The following is a 17658-nucleotide window of genomic DNA, read 5'->3' on the forward strand; positions in this document are numbered from 1 at the left end:
GCTTCTTTTGCCTTTTTTTCGCTTGGTAAATTTCTTAATGTTTATAGCTAACATGAAGCTAAGTACGAACTTTGTTAAATACAACAAATGGTGTCATCCCAGTGCTCCTTTTTTTGTCATCCGAGTAGCTGACACTGGGATCTATTTTGCATGTAACTCCAATTGTGTTTTGGCATAAAACGCGACGCGTATTAGACTTATTTGCAAGCAAAGCTTGCTAGATCCAAGTAGTCAGGGCACTGGGATGACATCATAGGGACACTGGGATGACACCCTGACAACCGTCATCCCGCTACGTGTTAGCGGGATCTAGAGATACCGCGGCGGTATGACGGTTCGCGGCGGTATAATGAAGCTTGAAAGCGGATCACCTTTCACGACCCGTGTTTACTTCATTCACTTTAGGAGTATTAACAGGCGTTATTGCCGGGTTCTCAAGCTTTGTTGCCTGCTTCAAACCCTCGCTTACACTTTTGTCCTTTAAAATTTCATCAAGCTGCTTACTCTTTTGTTGCTCTTCGTTATTTGACGTATCTCTTTGAGCATCTTCTTTTATGCCACGAGCATTTTCCACACTCTTTTCATCCTCACCTAAAAGTTTTTCTAATATTTTCTTAACAAAGCGCTTCAGAAGACTCAAAAACCCTTCTTCTTTTTGATTTTCTTGTGGTTGAGGCGTGGTATCTTTTTTGTCCGGCTCAGTGTTGAGCTTCTCTTTTACAGAACTCTTGCTCACTGAGGGACTAACGATGTGCTCTGATGGCTGTGTATCTGTTTGTACAGAAGCCTCAGAAGTCTTTTTTTGTCCACTCTGTTCAACACTTTTACCTTCTGTTGTAGTTTCTCTAAGAGTGTTAGCTGCTTCTTGAAATTTTTTGTCATTTTTTAATTCTGCAACTTTTTCACTTGTGAAGATGCCCTTCCCTTTATATTGTTGGTCAAGCTCAGCAATTCTTTCAAAATCTTGACGTACTTTTTCATCTGCACGTCCTTTTTGACTTTCAAATTTCTGACTCAATTCTGCAACGTTTTTCATTTTGTTCTCAAGCTCCTTACTTTTCACAGCTTTTAGAGCCTCTGTTCCTTTTGCGATATAATTAACCTTCTCTTCTAATGAGGTACCTTCTGGAAAAGCACCTGGAGAACGTTCAAAAACATCTTTAAACTTTTTTTCAACACTTTCTTTAGATGTCTGGGCCATACCTGTTACCTATTAAAACATATCATATAACCAGTATATTAGCTAATTATATAAAAAACAGTTAACATAACTTGTGGTAAAAAGTGTTTATCAAGGGCGTCCTATTTATATCTTTTTCATTAAAATGCTATTTACTTATTAAGTTAAAATGTATAATTATATAAGAGATGAAAGATAGCTCATTAGCAGTAGTATTCGATTGGGATAATACCTTAGTTGACACTCAAGATAATATTTTTAATGCTATTAAGCATACCATAAACTCAATGGGGTATAGTAATAAAGCTGCTGATAGAAATTCCCATGAGTCGAGAAAGAGCTATATGGTCAATTTATTTGGCGATCAGTGGAAAAAAGCAAATCAGATATATCAACAATATTTAGATGATGCACTATTGCAAAACATTGCTTTGAATCAAGGAGTAGAGGAAATGTTGCAGACACTGAAAAGCCACAATGTTTATCTAGCAATAGTAAGTAATAAGAAAAATACTAATTTACGTGAAGAAGTTACCTATTTTAAACTGGATTCTTACTTTGAAAGAGTGGTTGGGTCATGCGATACCGCGGAAGATAAACCATCTGCAACCCCACTGCTATTTGCACTAGAAGAGAGTACGTTGCCTATAAATAGAGAAAATGTGTTTTTCGTTGGTGATAGCATCACAGATGTTCTGTGTGCACAAAATGCCAATTGTTTACCTATTATATACGGTCAATCAATAAGCGGTTATGAAGATTTGTTATGTTTTCAACATTTTGATAAACTTACAGATTTTATAATAAAGTATTTAGAAGATAGGTAATGACAGAGATTGCCAGCATAAAAAGGCGCTTTTGCGCATATTTGATAGATAGAGCAATTTTATTAATTCCAAACTTATTAATCAGACTATTGTTAAAGAATTTTCCGTTAATTTCATCTATGTGTATAGATTGCAGTTACTTCACATATTTTATATCTTCAAAAGTCCAAGCAACTCCTGGTCAGCAATTAATGAACATACATACCATAAGCTTGGACGGTTCTAAAATAGATTTGAGTTTAGCATTTGATAGAAGCATTTCTCAGTTTTTTCTTTCTCTATTATATAACATAATAGTTATCCTCATCGAGCTTTTCCAAGAACAGGACGTGTTAATAAACGCTTTCGATATATTAATAGTGCTACTCACTATATTAACGGTGCTGCTCACTCTCTGCTGGTATCTAGTTGCTTGCTTCTCTAAGAAAAAACAGACATACCACGACATGCTATTTAATACGGTTGTTATCAAAGGAAATATTAAATGAGTTGCTATAACTATCGTTATCATATAAATTATGCTGATGAATTGAACTAAGGGAAGATTATGAATGAAGAGATAGTAAAACATTTGAATAAATTATTGACCAATGAGCTGACTTCTGTACGCCAGTATCTTTTACATTTTGCGGTTCTCAAAAACAATGGAATTAATAGATTTGCAGAAAAGGTAAAAAATGAGCTTAACGAAGAACTTGAACATGCAAACAAGTTGGCAGAAAGGATTTTGTTGCTTAAAGGTGTACCAAATTTTCAAGATACAAATGAAATATCAAAGCATGATGGAAAGTTTACAAAAGACACAATACGGAAAATCTTAGAAGCTAATTTGAAATTAGAGGGAAAAGGTATTAAGGATATCAAAGAAACGATTTCTATCGCTGAGAAAGAAAAGGATTTTGTTAGTGTAATGTTATTAGAAGAGATGTTAAAAAATGAAGAAGAGCACTTCCATTGGATTGAGAAACAGATTGACCTTATTGAACTAATGGGTGTTGAAAACTATTTAAGAACACAAATATAGAGTGTTAAAAAAAATAGTATTTATTTTAATTATACCTTGCTCACTTCTTTTTTTATTAGGGTTATGGCAAATATTCAGATTGAACTGGAAGAATAATATTATTAAAAGTATGAGTCTTCCAGTGGTTCATCTATTGCCCAATAACGACCTTGAAAAATTTAACTATAGGCATGTCAAGATTGATGGGATTCTAAGTGACATAGAACTATATGTTTTTGCAGGGCAACACGGCTATCACGTGCTGTCTCCTATGTTGCTCACCACTGGACGTTACATGTTGGTGAATAAAGGAATAGTCGGAGAAAAAAAGGAGAAAAAAGTAAAAATTGAAAAAGTAGTTGCAGATGGAATTTTATATTGCGATAGCAATAAAAGTAAAAATTGGTTTATCAAGAACGATACTGCTTCGAATACATGGTTTACCCTGAGTACAGAAGAAATTTCCAATGAGTTAGGTATTAAGCTAGAGAAGTGTGTATTGTGGCCGAACAATTTTGGCAGCAAAGTAGCTATACAGCCAATGAAGCATTTGGAATATGCAATCACTTGGTTTGCACTTTCCTTAATTTGGTTGATTATGTGCGTAATTTACTATAGGCAAAACCTCAATAAAGCTTGAAGCTTTCTGTACATAAAATTAGAGAAGTAGTTATTCATCTTTATCACTACCAAGGTCTTTTAACATACTATAATTGCCTTTTCTGAATCTACTTTTTAAAGACGTAACTCCACTTTCGCTAATACCACTAAGGCTCAGTGCAGCTCCACCTAGCTGCAATCCTATCTCAGATGTTTCAGGAATAATTTTACTAGCTCCTAGATCTCTATAAACCTCCACATTACTCAGATCTGGTAAGCGTATTACAATATTTACATGCGGAAAATTTGCAGCAACTAAAGAAACAACTTTTTTTATAGTAACTTCATTCTTTATTGAAATAACGAGAGCTTGAGCTCTTTCTATTCCTACTGATTTTAAAATTTCACATCTTGTAACATCTCCAAGATATATAGGAAAACTATCACTTTTTCCTTCTTTGACTATTTTCGATTGAATATCTACAACAACGTAACTTAAATGCTCTGCAGTAAGCATTTTTGTTACCATATATCCCACTCTACCAAATCCAGCAACTATTACATGGTTATAGAGATCTTGTGTATCTGTTTCAACAGCTTCATCATCTAATATTGTTTTCTCAGTGCTAAATGAGTTTGCTATCCAATCTCCAAGCCCCGATAAAAGAGGAGTGAAAGCCATGGTTACTGTAGTTACCATCATAAGTACTTGAGCGATTTCACTTGGTAGCACATTTAGCTCATCTGCTAAGCGAAATAAAATAAACGCAAATTCACCGCCTTGTGAAAGCAGTAACCCAGCTTGTATAGCAGGTGCACTCTTAAACCCAAAAAATCTACACAATATATATATGATAGATGTTTTTAAAACGATAAGGATAATCGATAATAAAGTAATTAGTGGTAACTTATTGAGTAAAAGTTCGGTATTGATGGACATACCAACAGTCATGAAAAATAAGCCAAGAAACAAATCTTTAAATGGCAATACCGCGTGTTCTACTGAGTGTCTATATTCTGTTTCTGCAACTAACAATCCAGCGACAAATGCACCTAATGCCAACGATAAATGAAATTGCTCAGTAATAAATGCTGCTCCTAATACTATTAAAAGCGTTGTTGATATAAAGACCTCATTACTTTCCATTTTAGCAATAACCGAAAATAAAGGTCTAAGCAATAATCTACCAGTTATAAATATCAGCACTAATGCAATAGCTGCTTGCACCAATGAACCTGCCAATGAGCTTATCAGGCTGTGCTCAGAATTGCCAGCAAGTAAAGGTACCAACACTATTAATGGTACCACTGCAAAATCTTGCATTAATAGCACTGCTATCGACAATCTACCAACCTGACTTGCTTGAGAACCTTTTTCTTGCAGAACCTGCAACACTATTGCTGTTGAGGATAGCGCAAGCCCACCACCAATAACTGTTGCTATATTCGTATTCACTCCGAAAGCAAGAGCGATGCACCATATTGCTACCATGGTAACTATAACTTGAAGAGAACCGAACCCAAATACATGAATACGCATAGCGATCAGGCGTTCAAATGTCAATTCAAGGCCTATAATGAATAATAGAAAAACTACACCAAATTCTGCAAGATTATCCATTGCTTCAGCTGAGTGTATCAGATTAAATCCGTGAGAACCAATAACTGCACCTGCAACGAAGTAACCAAGCACTGGACTAATATTCATTTTCCAAAATGCTATGACTATAAACACAGCAGCAGAAAGCAAAATTATAATATCAAACAAATGCTGAGAGCCACTGTGCATGATATTTAACCTGTAGAATTAGACCATTTAATTGAGCAGCCAATACTTGATTTTTGGTCAATTGGAGAATTACCAGTTTCTGCAATAAATTTCATAGCTTGAAATAAGTCACTACTTCCTACTTCATAGCTTTGAACCTTTTCTTTTTTTGCGTCGTTAAAACGTCCACGATAGCAAAGGTTTAAATTGGAATTAAAGCCAAAAAAGTCAGGAGTGCAAACAGCCCCGTATTCTTTAGCTATTTTCTGTGTACTATCAATTAAATATGGAAATGTAAACTTATTTTCCTTGGCAAAATTAATCATATTTTCAAAGGAATCTTCTGGATATTCATTTACATCATTTGGCATTATTGCAATGGTGTTTACCTGATAATCTTTTTTCAATTGATCAACATCGCTTACCAGATTGCTAATAATTGACTGAACGTAAGGACAGTGATTGCATATAAACATTATAATAAGACCATTTTTTCCACAACAGTCACTTAATGCATAATATTTATTGTCTACTCCCAAAAGATTAAAATCTTTTGCAGTAAAACTAAAATCGACTTTAGGAGTATTCAGAGCAACCATAGACTATTATTATACCACATGTAATTTACGGTCTTATTATTTAAATGTCAAACGGTTTCTATGTATACTGTTTGCATATTCTTTTTTAGTATTATAATTATAAAACTTATGTTCATAACTTTCGAAGGAATAGACGGCTCTGGTAAAACAACACAATCTAAGCTACTTGCAAATCATTTTAAGCAAATTCGCGGCGAAAATAATGTGGTATTGACTCGAGAACCAGGTGGCACTAACTTTGCAGAGAAGGTAAGAGGAGTATTGTTAACGAATAATATTGATTCTATTTCTGAACTCTTGCTACTTATCTCGATGAGGCGCGAACATATGAAAAAATTAATATTACCAGCTCTTGCAGAAGGAAAAATAGTGATTTGTGATCGGTTTATTGATTCAACTATTGCATATCAAGGATATGGGTTTGGAGTTGACTTAGGGCTAATAAGGGACTTACATAAGCTAGTGGAAATTAAATATCCAGATATTACATTCATTCTAGATATTGATGTTAAAGTTGGGTTAAATAGAGCAAAAGACAAGAATAAATATGAAGAAATGGATGTTAATTTTTACAATAAGGTCAGAAAAGGATTTCAGGAAATAGCCATAAAAGAGCCCGTTAGGTGCAGTGTTATCACTGGAATTGAAACAAAAAATGATAATCACGTACACAATGAAATTATTGATAAAATCACCTAGCTTGTGATAGAAAATTATCAATTTCAGGTAACATTATTTCATATGAATAACTTTTTGTTTGAGTAGCTAAAAAATCCTGTATTTTGTCTGGATCTTCTTCACTTATCATCTTATATGCCCTTGCGAGGTTCATTAATTCACTTCTATTTTTTTTATTGCTTACTTCAGTAATAGTAAAAAATTGATCAAAATGGTCTAAGAGGTCTTTATTTTTTATTGAAGACACAATATCGTCAATTTCTTTCACATATAATGCAAGTTTGTGTGCTTTACTACGATCTTCAAAACAAAGATTAACAAGCACGTTACGAAACCTATCTTTCGTAGTACTTCTCACTTCTGCTAATAAGGACTTAATATTTTCTTGGCAATGCACTCTCTTTACCGATTCAGCCGGTTCAACCATACCAAGAACATTCTTTACCAAAGATTTTTCTTCACAACTAAATATGAACATGTAATAACCCATCGATAAAGTGAAGAGCAAGAACATAGCCGGAAGTAAAAACGGAGCTAATACATTTTGTGACGCAGGGAAAATAAACCAGGTAACAGTTGCTATTGACACAGTTACAAATAATCCTGATAAACATAATTGTGCTTTTCTTCTATAATTCTGATCAATAACTGTACTTACACCAATAGAAGCTATATCAATCATTACTCACACCTCATTAAACATTAATACTAACTGAATGATAGCATTATTGTGATGAAAATGCAATATTATGAATATTTTAATACAATTTATATTGACAGTTACAATTCTGAATGTTTTATTGCAGCGTTAGCTGATTAGCATTTTTAAGATGAGGTCAACTCTCATAGAGAGAGGATTTTTTTATTTTCTCATTCTTCTCATTTTCCTCTCTAACAATTTTTTTTCCATTTAATATGTCCTTTATTTCATCTCCTGTTAAAGTTTCAAACTCCAGTAGATTTTCGGCAATGAGATCTAAGCCTTTCTTATGCTTGGTCAAAATGTCTTTTGCTTTTTCATAGCAAGAAGATACAACTTTCTTCACTTCTTCATCTATAAGTTTTAACGTATCTTCAGAAATTATCTCAGAACCATGTATGGTTTGTTCGCGATTGTGATAGATCGGGCCTATTTTGTCACTCATTCCCCATTTTGTTACCATAGCGCGTGATAAATCAGATGCTTGTTTTATATCCGAAGATGCACCGCTTGTGACTTTATCGTAGCCAAAAATTAGCTCTTCTGCCACTCTTCCACCCATTGCAACAGTTATATCTGCTAGCATCTTTTCTCTTGTGAGGGACACTCTATCTGTTTCTGGTAGTCTCATAACTAAACCGAGTGCCCTACCGCGTGGAATAATTGTTGCCTTGTGTATAGGATCAGAAGCAGGCATATTAACAGCAATCATCGCATGACCAGCTTCATGGTATGCAGTCAGTCTCTTTTCCTCTTCTGTCATAATGAGAGATCGCCTTTCTACGCCCATCATCACTTTATCACGTGCATATTCGAAATCATCCATGGTAACAATCTTCTTGTTTCTTCTTGCAGCGATAAGTGCAGATTCATTCACCAAATTTGCTAGATCAGCCCCTGAAAAACCTGGTGTTCCTCTTGCAACTGTTTTCACGTTTACATCTGGTGCTATTGATATTTTCTTTATATGAGTATTTAATATCTTTTCACGCCCATTTATATCGGGTAAAGAAATAGTAATCTGTCGGTCAAAACGACCAGGTCTAAGCAGTGCTGGATCTAAGACATCCGGACGGTTAGTCGCAGCAATTATTATTACACCTTCATTAGACTCAAAGCCATCCATCTCAACTAATAACTGATTTAATGTTTGTTCTCTTTCATCATTGCCGCCACCAAGACCAATGCCACGATGTCTACCCACCGCATCTATTTCATCTATAAAAATTATACAAGGAGCATTTTTCTTGCCTTGATCAAACATATCACGAACACGACTTGCACCAACACCCACAAACATTTCAACAAAATCAGATCCAGAAATACTAAAGAATGGCACATTAGCTTCTCCTGCAATTGCACGAGCAAGTAAAGTTTTACCAGTTCCAGGAGAGCCAATCAAAAGGCACCCTTTTGGTATTTTTCCACCTAATATTTGAAATTTTTGCCTTTGTTTAAGAAAATCAACGATCTCTACTAGCTCTTCTTTTGCTTCATCAATTCCGGCAACATCATCAAATGTTACTTTTTTTCCACTAGTCATGAGTCTAGCCCTTGACTTGCCAAAGCTTATAGTTCTGTTGCCCCCCGCTTGTGTTTGTTTAAGAAAGAATAGCAAGAAGCCAATAAAGATAAATGTTGGGACCCATGAGATAAGTAATCCACCAATTACGTTCATGGCAGAATCTCCAGTTGAAAAGGAGAATCTCACTTTTCTATCATGTAAATTTTTTATTAGGTCGCTATATATGACACCGCTTGAATTGAAACTTGAACCATCTCTGAACTTGCCTTCAATGCTCTGGTTTTTTATGACAATATTTTCTACATCATTGTCTTCTAGTCTAGTTAAAAATTCCGAAAAAGGTATAATTGTTTTACTTTTACCTACATTTCCGCTGAACTGAATATAAGCAACTGAAATAAGAACAATAATTACTAACCAGATCAATAAGCCTTCTAAAAATTTTTTCATTTCTATTTCTAACTAAATACTAATCAAGCTTACCAAATTTTGTTTTATCGTGCTATTAATAATGCATTGAACCTTATCGTCATTGGTATTTTTTCCGTTATAATTTACATCAGGATAAGCAAGCACCTTTCCATCTTTTTGTACTGTAGGCAAAGAGTAGAAAACTTCAGGGCAGCAGTTGTAATCCTTCAGAAATTCAGGAACTTTTTGTGTTTTTTTTAATGGAGCGATGATAACTGAACACCCTTGATTTCCGAGTATTGTGCAGCTAAATCTGTTATCCCATTGAGTAGGTTCATTTAAAGGTAGGTTTACGGTAATTTCTTGTATCCTTGACGATTCTCTAATTATTAAGATATTTTCTCCATGTTTTCTTATTTTACACCCAGAAAGTGTACAGTTAACATTACTATCCTTTTGCAATATTTTATTAAATATTACGATAAGGCTGTTGTACCTTGGTTTATAATGTTTACTGGCAATTGCCATTATAGAGTAAAGAAGAAGCCTCAAGGCTATTTCCTCTGGCAATTGATAAAATTCACTTAGTTTAATTTCAATATAACCAAGATCATGCACATTAACGCAGTCATTAAACGCAAGGCGTGTGTAGTGCATCAACGCTTTTGCAGCTCTTTTCATATGAAGGGCTGTGAGGCATATTCGCTCTGTTAAAATCTCTTGATTATCACTTGCTTTAAGTAAGTTACGGTATAAAGTTCGCCTGTATTTTAAGTCATAGTTGCTTCTATCTTCGATCCATTTTAACTGGTGAAGCTTAGCGTACTTTTCTATTTCACTACGACTAAAATTTAACAATGGCCTAAATATATAAATACCATTTAGGAAAGACTTGTAGTCCATTGATGATAATCCATCTACGCCACTACCTCGCTCTAATCTTAACAAGAACGTTTCTGCTTGATCATCTTTGTGATGAGCAACAAGTAAATATTTTACATTATTATTTTTACACCACTCTGCTAGTAACTTATACCGTGCTTTTCGTGCCTGTAACTGAATATTGCCTTTAATATTTTGCTTCTCCCAATTTAATATGAACGATTCCTTTGCTCCAAGTTCTTTTGCATAACTTATAACAAAATCAGCTTCTTTTTGAGACTCTGAACGTAACCCATGATTTACTGTTAATGCTATAGGAAGTGGAAGCTTGTTTTTTTTTGCCCAGTTATTCATTAAGTGCAGTAAGACTATACTATCTACACCACCTGATACTGCAACTGCAACTTGATTATTATAGAAAGCAAAACTATTAACCACATTTTGAAATAATAACTCTAATTCCATTATGCCTCTTGATGGCCAGATAGTCTCTACGTCATACAGCGACTTATTTGTGGTATATATAGATCCCGCTAACAAGCAACGAAATATGACAAGTTTGTCCTTTTTTGTCCACCCCAGTGCCCTTTCTTTATGTCATCCCAGTGCTTGACACTGGGATCCAGGTTTTAATCTATTTCTTTATTCCAGAAAATGAAAATTCCACTCTACGATTTTTAGCATGCTCTTTTTCATACTTAGAATTTCTAGAATCATCTTTTACATTAACCAAAGGCTCAGTTTCACCCTTAGAAGCAGTTTTTATTCTGTTTTCTATGTAGGGTGTACAACTAACCATAAATTTTTTAGCTGCATCTGCCCTTCTAGCGCCTAGCGCAAGATTATATTCATGAGAACCACGGTTGTCAGTGTGACCAGTTAAAGTAACCTTCGCGTCAGGGTTATCTTGTAACACCTCCATTACGTCAAGTAATGCATCTGCACTTACTTCAGCAATACTAGATTCATCATAACCAAAGAAAACTCTTTTATCACCTATCTGCTTAACAACAGAATTTATTTTATTTGTTGTATTTGCTCCTTTTTTTGGGCAAGAACTTACACCAGTAAGTAATAAACAAAAACAGCACATTATAACCAGTCTACTCCACATTACTAAACCTCCATAAATTTTAAATAGTGCGTAACTTTAATTTCAGTAGCTAATATCTCTCCATATTGTAATATAGTCAAGAGAAATAAAATACTAAATACTTTTTCTACAACCTTACAATTAATTTTCCTATAATATGCTGGACTCTGAGTAGAAAAATCCAATAAAAGAATAAAAAGTACAATTTTTTATTGTACTTTAAGCAAATATACTTTTAACTTTATTATTAATCTATTACGGTATTAAACAGATGTTTTCTAAAATAATGAACAAATATGCAATCTTATAAGTTTTTAGAGGAAGTATTATATAGGGTAAAGAATATCGAAAATACGCTAAAAGTACTAAACCAAAGCCAATTGAATATAGAGGACAAAGTTGAACAAATGAGTCTTCTAGAAGAAATCAGACATGAAATTATCTCTCATGACGCAATAAAGGAATCATTAGCAGATGCTCTTGGTAACAAAAAAAGTGCAAATACTCAGCAGCTAAAGTTAATAGAGAGAATACATAAAAGCAACAGTGCTATTCCTATTGATTTAGTAAAGTCTTTATCCAAAGCTAAGGTTGAATGCCAAAATTTATGGAAGCTATCTCATTCTGAAACCAGTAACTTAGAAAAACTAAAAGAACGTTTTACTGATTTAATCACACTCATTCGCGAAGTAGCTTCTATAAAATCGCAGCAATTAAAATGCTCAAAATACGACTCACTGCTTGCTGACTATGACTCTGATATCACAGAAAAGAATATAAGGGAAGTATTCCCCAAGGTAGGCAAATTTTTTAGCGAAAATGTAGATAAAATAATTGAAAAGCAGAAAAAGGATAAGGTTACTAATATACAAAAAGTTGCTACTCAGAAACAGATTGAACTTGGCTCATTATGTTTACAGCAAATGGGTATTGCACTAAATGAGATTCGTACTTCTTATTACTACCCTATAGATTATGATGAATCTGATTTTTGTTATGGTTTATTTTCACTTTTACGGCATAGTGGTTATGCAATTTATCAAAAATGTTTAGCGCAAAATTCTATAAGTAGTCCAATTACGAGACATGTTATGTATGAAACTCAAGGGTTATTCATGGAAAGGATGATTGGAACATCCAGAGAATTTATTGGGTTTATTCAACCACACATAAAAGAGAAATTTGCTATAAAAGGCAAAACTAACGAGAAAGTTAGCAGTGTTGAAAATTTGTACTTGATTTTCAATGAAATAAACCTTTCTTCTTTTTTAAAAAATGCAGATGAATTTAGTCTGTTAGCTCATATTATGTTGAGAACTAGGTTAGAACAAGATATAATAAATGGTACATTGGAAGTCAAAGATCTGCATGATGCGTGGCTGGAAGGTATGAAGCACTATAAAATTCCAGTAAAAGCTGAAAATGAGCTAAACACTTATTTTCAAGATGAATATTGGGCAAGCGGTGTTATGGGCTACTTTCCTATAAAAATTATTGCTTTAATTGCTGCTGTGCAGATTTTCTCTTGCGTTAAAAAGAATCATTACGAATCATTAAGTGCTATAATAAAAGGAGATTTTAGTTTACTTATCAGTTGGTTATCTCAAAATATATACAGTGCAAAGTGTGGCCTGGAACTGCTAAAAAAAGTAACAGGTAAGGGTTTAGACGTTGAGTGTGTTACTTACTACTTATCTGAAAAGTATAATTTGTCTTAATAAATGGTTTTCTTGAGTTATGTATGAATTTTGTTCGAAAATTAACCGGAAAGTTTTATAGCCTTTTTACTTTCAAAGGTTTGTTTGCTAGCGATATTGCTATAGACCTTGGTACTGCAAACACTTTAGTTTATCAGAAAAATCAGGGAATAGTGCTTGATGAGCCTTCAGTTGTAGCAAGAATAAAAGAAAAAGGAAGTTACGTTCCTTATGCTTTTGGTAAAAAAGCTAAAATGATGCTTGGGAAAACGCCTGGAGAAATAGAGGCGATAAGGCCCTTAAAGGATGGAGTTATTGCTGATTTTAAAAGTGCGGAAGAAATGCTAAAATATTTCATACGCAGTGCAAACACAAAATTCACTGTTAATAAACCTAATATTATCATATGCGTTCCATCTGGATCCACGCCAGTTGAAAGGCGTGCTATACAAGATGCAGCAGAAAGTGCTGGTGCAAATGAAGTATTTTTAATTGAAGAACCAATGGCTGCAGCAATCGGAGCTGGGCTCCCGGTTACTGAACCTGAGGGTTCTATGATTGTTGATATAGGAGGCGGTACAACTGAAGTTGCAATTATTTCTTTAGGTGGAATTGTTTATTCACGTTCTGCCAGAGTAGGTGGCGATATTATGGATGAAGCAATAAAATCATATATTCGTGAAAATCATAAGTTATTAATCGGTGAAACAACCGCTGAGAAAATTAAGAAAAGCATAGGTTCAGCCAGTCTGCCAGGTGAAAATAACAAAGAGGGAATGATAATTAAGGGCAGGGATTTAGTGAGTGGCATGCCAAAAGAAATGCTTTTATCAGAATACCAAGTTGCAGAGAGTTTAATAGAGCCTGTACATCAGATAATTTCTGCTATTAAGACTGCGCTGGAGAGCACTCCACCTGAACTTTCTTCTGATATAGTCGATAGAGGAATAGTTTTATCCGGTGGTGGTGGATTATTACGTAATCTAGGTAAAGTTATCAGTGAAACAACAAAATTACCGGTTCGTGTTGCAGATGACCCACTTTGTTGTGTTGCTCTGGGTAGCGGAAAAGTGCTTGAAAACATGGATTATTTTGGCCATGTTTTATTCAAGCAAGATTGATCACGATTTTGGTTGTTGAAATTTTTCAATTTTAAGGTTCTCAAGAAATATTTCTTATTGTGAAATCGTGCATAAGTTGCACTAACTCTTTCAATTTTCATATTGTTCTGTACAATATCTATAGCTAGAGTAATAGATTTACCTGCAATTTGATAAGCGTAAAACTTGTCATTCCGCTACTTGTTAGCGCCGCGGCGGTATGACGTAGGGCTGTGCTAGCTATATTAATAAACTCGGATAACCATGCTAAAAGAATTTGAAATTGAACCTCTGCTAAAAGATAAAGCTCCGCACCAGACCAAGGCTATTGTTGCAATGTCCGGGGGAGTTGATAGCTCGGTTGCTGCAGCACTGCTACATAACCTTGGGTACCAGGTGATAGGTGTAACTCTTCAGCTATATGGCACTGATGGCAATGCTAACGCAAGAAAGGGTGCATGCTGCGCTGGACAGGATATTTATGACGCTAAGCGTGTAGCTGAAAGTGTTGGCTTTCCTCACTATATTTTAAACTATGAGGAAATATTCAAAAAGGAAGTAATAGAGGATTTTGCGAGTACCTATATGCGTGGGGAAACTCCCATACCATGCGTGAGATGTAACCAAACGGTAAAATTTCGTGATCTATTGCAAGTTACAAAAAATCTTGGTGCGGATGTGCTCGTAACAGGACATTACGTGAGAAGGTTAGAAAAAAATGGTGAGGTAAAGTTGTGTAGAAGCATTGATAAAAGTAAAGATCAAAGTTATTTTTTGTTTGCAACTACTGAGGAGCAGTTAAAGCTTTTGCGATTTCCACTAGGTGGGTTCTATAAAAGTGATATAAGAAAATTAGCAGAATATTTCAGCTTACAAATTTCTGAAAAGCCAGACAGTCAAGATATATGCTTTGTTTCCGAAAGCTATAGTAAAACAATAGCTAAATTAGCTCCACAATCTGTACAGAAAGGTAAAATAGTGGATGTTAATGGAAAAGTGCTAGGCGAGCACAGTGGCATAGTAAATTTTACAGTGGGGCAAAGAAAGGGCTTGGGTATCGCACACAATGAACCTCTTTATGTGATAAAAATTAATACAGAGAATAATGAGGTTATAGTAGGTCCGATCAACGCATTAATGCAAAAAAAAATATTGATCAAAGAGTTAAATTGGTTAGAACAACCAAAGGAAGGTATGGAAGTAACTGTGAAGCTGAGATCATCACATGCGGGAAGTTTAGCAACAATACATTCAACTGACGAAAAAAATAAAGCCTGTGTCATTTTAAACGACGATTACTTTGGCATCAGTCCAGGTCAAGCCTGTGTAGCGTATAAAGATGAGCAAGTTATCGGTGGAGGATGGATATGCTCTTAACTAAAGGCTCTAATGCAGAGTGTAAACGTACAATAGACTTCTTGCATAACCATATAACAGAAACGAAAAAACTTCCTTGACAAACTCCGCCAGCGCCCTTATCATGAAACTGAAGCTATTGTATTTGCTTTCGCCAATCTGCAGATTAAAAGGTAAGGATTACTTAATGTATCGGCGTCTTATGTTTAATTTTTTGCAGTATATAGATACTGTATGTCTTTACAAAACTTCATCTACATCTAGATTTTTATCTAAATAAGCTGAACGCGCTTACAAAGCGTTACAAGACATCAAAAAATGCCAATACTCGACAGAGATAGTAAAAGACTAGCTAACTCGGGGATTCTTTGTCTTTTTTTCTGCTTAGTAAATTTCTTAAACGTTTGCAGTATAGGTTAGTTGCAATTAAAAGCAGCTAAATCTTGCTTGTCAAGCGTTTAAAACATAAAAAACGCCAATATTTTAAAGCAGATAATAACCCCAGGGCTTCTTTTGCCTTTTTTTTCATTTGGTAAATTTCTTAAATATTTATGGCTAAACGACAACCGTCATCCCGCTAGCGGGATCTCTTGTTAGTGGCTGAGAGATACCGCGAATGAATCGCGGTATGACGGTTCGCGGCGGCATAAAGATAAGTCTCGTCATCCCGCTGCGTGTTAGCGGAATCTCTTGTTAGCGCTGCGGCGGTATGACGGTTCGCGGTGGCATGACGATAAGCCTTGTCATCCCGCTACGTGTTAGCGGGATCTATGTTGAGAGATACCGCGAATGAATCGCGGTATGACGGTGTAGATAGTATCCCGCTGCGTGTTAGCGGGATCTCTTGTTAGTGCCGCGGCGGTATAGCTATACCTTTTTCTACTTAGTTTGGGTTATGCAAGAAGTCTAATAACATTTATTGCTATTTTGCCATGTATCCCTTATACTATAAAGTAGAACATTATAGGTTTCAGCAATGATAAAAGAAATTGAAGAACTAATAAAAATTGTTGGTAAGGGTAATTTATTAGAGACGTTATTTATTTTTTTAGGTAGCTTTCAACATGCTGACTTAGGTCGTTTTATGGATCACAGAAATCATTTTGGTTTGTCTGAATTCATTAGAAAAAAAGAGGAACCATTAGATAAATATTTTAACTTAAAATTTAGTCTACAAGGGCTGTTTTTAATTTATGCTCAAGCTTATCAAATTCTAAGTGAAAACAATAACCTGAATACTAAAGATGTCATAGATAAAATATATGAAGTTATTAAAGGATCTGAGTTAAATGAATATATAAATGAAGTAGTAGATGGAAGAAAATTAGATTTACTTAACATCTTAGCAAATCCAAAGAGAGAACCAATATTTAAAACAGAAGAAGATTTTGAAAATAAAGTACTCATTGGTCTTAGAAAGTTACTAAGTGAAGGAAATACATTAAACAAATATGACAGAGAATTTGCATTAAATAAGTGCGTTATCAGCAGCTATTATTCCATTCATGACATAAAAGCAGATAAAGATATAGCATTGTTCTTTTCTTTGGGTGGTCACTATAAAGAACTTTCGTCATCTAACAAAACAGTAAAAAGAGAAGTATTAGAGATATGTGAGAATCAGTTAATAGAGAGCTATATAATGTTCTTAGCTGGCAAACTACACATGATCGTATTATCAAGTAGAGATAAATATACAATCAACCATGAGAATGTGGATCGACAAGAGAAAGAATTAAAAATGGATGGATTAATATATCCTATAAATACAAAAAACACCCTAGAGCAACTGTTAAAAAACCAAAATAGTGATGAATTTGAACAATTAATAACGAGCCCTGATAATATATACTACTCAGTGCTGCAAGAAGAGAATGAATGTAGGCCAAATCCTATCACCAGCAAGAAAAAAGAAAAAGACCATAAAAACACAGTCTGTAAACTTATTTTAGGTATGTTTGTATTATCTGTTGGGTTATATGTTGCTGATTATTTCTTTATGGAGCAAAAATTATTTAATCCAATAAAAGGTGTCCTACCACAGGATAATTTTGTTAATCTAGTAATTGCTGCAGTGCTTACTATCGTAATAGTATATGCTTTATTTCAATTATCACAGGAACCACCACTTTCAACAGTCAATAAGATGACGAATGAAAATTTAGGACCGCTCCATGCAAAACAAGCTTAGAACTACATAAATGTAGCAACTTAAAAGTACATATTGTATAATGCTTAT

Annotated in this window: 17 protein-coding genes; 10 read left to right on the top strand and 7 right to left on the bottom strand. The window is 34.6% G+C overall.

Translation table 11 applies throughout. The features are described 5' to 3' along the window. The first annotated feature begins 52 nt into the window (after positions 1–52). Complete coding sequence (locus tag INQ25_RS06695; protein WP_255511221.1) at positions 53–178, top strand: hypothetical protein; 126 nt, start codon at positions 53–55, stop codon at positions 176–178. Between the two features lie 189 nt (positions 179–367). Here the strand turns inward: INQ25_RS06695 and INQ25_RS06055 are convergent, their stop codons facing one another. After that, positions 368–1201 (bottom strand): hypothetical protein, encoded by an 834-nt coding sequence (locus tag INQ25_RS06055; RefSeq protein WP_213863311.1) that lies wholly within the window; start codon positions 1199–1201, stop codon positions 368–370. A 167-nt stretch (positions 1202–1368) separates the two neighbouring features. On the opposite strand from INQ25_RS06055, the gene INQ25_RS06060 reads away from it, so the two are divergent. The 4 genes from INQ25_RS06060 to INQ25_RS06075 are packed head-to-tail and all read left to right on the top strand — an operon-like array spanning position 1369 to position 3650. Further along, a complete protein-coding gene (locus INQ25_RS06060; protein WP_213863312.1) occupies positions 1369–2007 on the top strand; it encodes an HAD family hydrolase in 639 nt (212 codons plus the stop codon). Next, positions 2007–2495, top strand: a complete 489-nt coding sequence (locus tag INQ25_RS06065) for an RDD family protein (protein ID WP_213863313.1) — start codon at positions 2007–2009, stop codon at positions 2493–2495. The genes INQ25_RS06060 and INQ25_RS06065 overlap by 1 nt, the downstream gene beginning before the upstream one ends. Positions 2496–2554: 59 nt before the next feature. Then, positions 2555–3031, top strand: coding sequence for a bacterioferritin (gene bfr / locus INQ25_RS06070; RefSeq protein ID WP_213863314.1), 477 nt, complete (start codon positions 2555–2557; stop codon positions 3029–3031). 1 nt (position 3032) lies between these two features. Continuing rightward, positions 3033–3650: an SURF1 family protein gene (locus tag INQ25_RS06075; RefSeq protein WP_213863315.1), complete on the top strand. Its 618-nt coding sequence runs from the start codon at positions 3033–3035 to the stop codon at positions 3648–3650. 30 nt (positions 3651–3680) lie between these two features. Here INQ25_RS06075 and INQ25_RS06080 read toward each other — a convergent pair whose 3' ends face one another. Both INQ25_RS06080 and INQ25_RS06085 read right to left on the bottom strand, forming a co-directional pair. Then, positions 3681–5399: a monovalent cation:proton antiporter-2 (CPA2) family protein gene (locus INQ25_RS06080; protein WP_182319809.1), complete on the bottom strand. Its 1719-nt coding sequence runs from the start codon at positions 5397–5399 to the stop codon at positions 3681–3683. Positions 5400–5404: 5 nt separating this feature from the next. Then, positions 5405–5977: a thioredoxin family protein gene (locus INQ25_RS06085; protein WP_213863316.1), complete on the bottom strand. Its 573-nt coding sequence runs from the start codon at positions 5975–5977 to the stop codon at positions 5405–5407. 108 nt (positions 5978–6085) lie between these two features. Here INQ25_RS06085 and tmk point away from each other — a divergent pair, with 108 nt between their 5' ends. After that, positions 6086–6676: a dTMP kinase gene (tmk, locus tag INQ25_RS06090; protein WP_010081998.1), complete on the top strand. Its 591-nt coding sequence runs from the start codon at positions 6086–6088 to the stop codon at positions 6674–6676. Here the strand turns inward: tmk and INQ25_RS06095 are convergent. From INQ25_RS06095 to INQ25_RS06110, 4 genes are all read right to left on the bottom strand, one after another. Then, positions 6669–7337: a hypothetical protein gene (locus INQ25_RS06095; RefSeq protein WP_010081999.1), complete on the bottom strand. Its 669-nt coding sequence runs from the start codon at positions 7335–7337 to the stop codon at positions 6669–6671. The genes tmk and INQ25_RS06095 overlap by 8 nt on opposite strands. Positions 7338–7491: 154 nt before the next feature. Next, entirely contained in the window at positions 7492–9330 is a 1839-nt protein-coding gene (ftsH, locus tag INQ25_RS06100; protein WP_012673393.1) for an ATP-dependent zinc metalloprotease FtsH, read from the bottom strand. 12 nt (positions 9331–9342) lie between these two features. Beyond that, positions 9343–10638, bottom strand: a complete 1296-nt coding sequence (tilS, locus tag INQ25_RS06105; protein WP_213863317.1) for a tRNA lysidine(34) synthetase TilS — start codon at positions 10636–10638, stop codon at positions 9343–9345. Positions 10639–10807: 169 nt separating this feature from the next. Continuing rightward, complete coding sequence (locus INQ25_RS06110; protein WP_010081889.1) at positions 10808–11287, bottom strand: OmpA family protein; 480 nt, start codon at positions 11285–11287, stop codon at positions 10808–10810. 275 nt (positions 11288–11562) lie between these two features. Between INQ25_RS06110 and INQ25_RS06115 the strand changes: the two genes are divergently transcribed. From INQ25_RS06115 to INQ25_RS06130, 4 genes are all read left to right on the top strand, one after another. Then, positions 11563–12984, top strand: a complete 1422-nt coding sequence (locus INQ25_RS06115) for a gluzincin family metallopeptidase (protein ID WP_213863318.1) — start codon at positions 11563–11565, stop codon at positions 12982–12984. 23 nt (positions 12985–13007) lie between these two features. Next, positions 13008–14084: a rod shape-determining protein gene (locus INQ25_RS06120; RefSeq protein ID WP_007548791.1), complete on the top strand. Its 1077-nt coding sequence runs from the start codon at positions 13008–13010 to the stop codon at positions 14082–14084. A gap of 243 nt (positions 14085–14327) precedes the next feature. Beyond that, on the top strand, positions 14328–15440 hold the full coding sequence (mnmA, locus tag INQ25_RS06125; RefSeq protein WP_213863319.1) for a tRNA 2-thiouridine(34) synthase MnmA: 1113 nt from the start codon (positions 14328–14330) through the stop codon (positions 15438–15440). 955 nt (positions 15441–16395) lie between these two features. Further along, a complete protein-coding gene (locus INQ25_RS06130; protein WP_213863320.1) occupies positions 16396–17610 on the top strand; it encodes a WD1261 family protein in 1215 nt (404 codons plus the stop codon). The last annotated feature ends 48 nt before the right edge of the window (positions 17611–17658 follow it).

Source organism: Wolbachia endosymbiont of Rhagoletis cerasi (assembly GCF_018454475.1).
GTDB classification, from domain to species: domain Bacteria; phylum Pseudomonadota; class Alphaproteobacteria; order Rickettsiales; family Anaplasmataceae; genus Wolbachia; species Wolbachia pipientis.

Coding starts and splice junctions, on each gene's coding strand:
- INQ25_RS06055 (WP_213863311.1), bottom strand. CDS start 1,201: ATGGCCCAGACATCTAAAGAAAGTGTTGAAAAAAAGTTTAAAGATGTT.
- bfr (WP_213863314.1), top strand. CDS start 2,555: ATGAATGAAGAGATAGTAAAACATTTGAATAAATTATTGACCAATGAG.
- INQ25_RS06120 (WP_007548791.1), top strand. CDS start 13,008: ATGAATTTTGTTCGAAAATTAACCGGAAAGTTTTATAGCCTTTTTACT.
- INQ25_RS06085 (WP_213863316.1), bottom strand. CDS start 5,977: ATGGTTGCTCTGAATACTCCTAAAGTCGATTTTAGTTTTACTGCAAAA.
- INQ25_RS06115 (WP_213863318.1), top strand. CDS start 11,563: ATGCAATCTTATAAGTTTTTAGAGGAAGTATTATATAGGGTAAAGAAT.
- INQ25_RS06060 (WP_213863312.1), top strand. CDS start 1,369: ATGAAAGATAGCTCATTAGCAGTAGTATTCGATTGGGATAATACCTTA.
- INQ25_RS06695 (WP_255511221.1), top strand. CDS start 53: ATGAAGCTAAGTACGAACTTTGTTAAATACAACAAATGGTGTCATCCC.
- INQ25_RS06130 (WP_213863320.1), top strand. CDS start 16,396: ATGATAAAAGAAATTGAAGAACTAATAAAAATTGTTGGTAAGGGTAAT.
- INQ25_RS06095 (WP_010081999.1), bottom strand. CDS start 7,337: ATGATTGATATAGCTTCTATTGGTGTAAGTACAGTTATTGATCAGAAT.
- INQ25_RS06065 (WP_213863313.1), top strand. CDS start 2,007: ATGACAGAGATTGCCAGCATAAAAAGGCGCTTTTGCGCATATTTGATA.
- mnmA (WP_213863319.1), top strand. CDS start 14,328: ATGCTAAAAGAATTTGAAATTGAACCTCTGCTAAAAGATAAAGCTCCG.
- tilS (WP_213863317.1), bottom strand. CDS start 10,638: ATGGAATTAGAGTTATTATTTCAAAATGTGGTTAATAGTTTTGCTTTC.
- ftsH (WP_012673393.1), bottom strand. CDS start 9,330: ATGAAAAAATTTTTAGAAGGCTTATTGATCTGGTTAGTAATTATTGTT.
- tmk (WP_010081998.1), top strand. CDS start 6,086: ATGTTCATAACTTTCGAAGGAATAGACGGCTCTGGTAAAACAACACAA.
- INQ25_RS06080 (WP_182319809.1), bottom strand. CDS start 5,399: ATGCACAGTGGCTCTCAGCATTTGTTTGATATTATAATTTTGCTTTCT.
- INQ25_RS06110 (WP_010081889.1), bottom strand. CDS start 11,287: ATGTGGAGTAGACTGGTTATAATGTGCTGTTTTTGTTTATTACTTACT.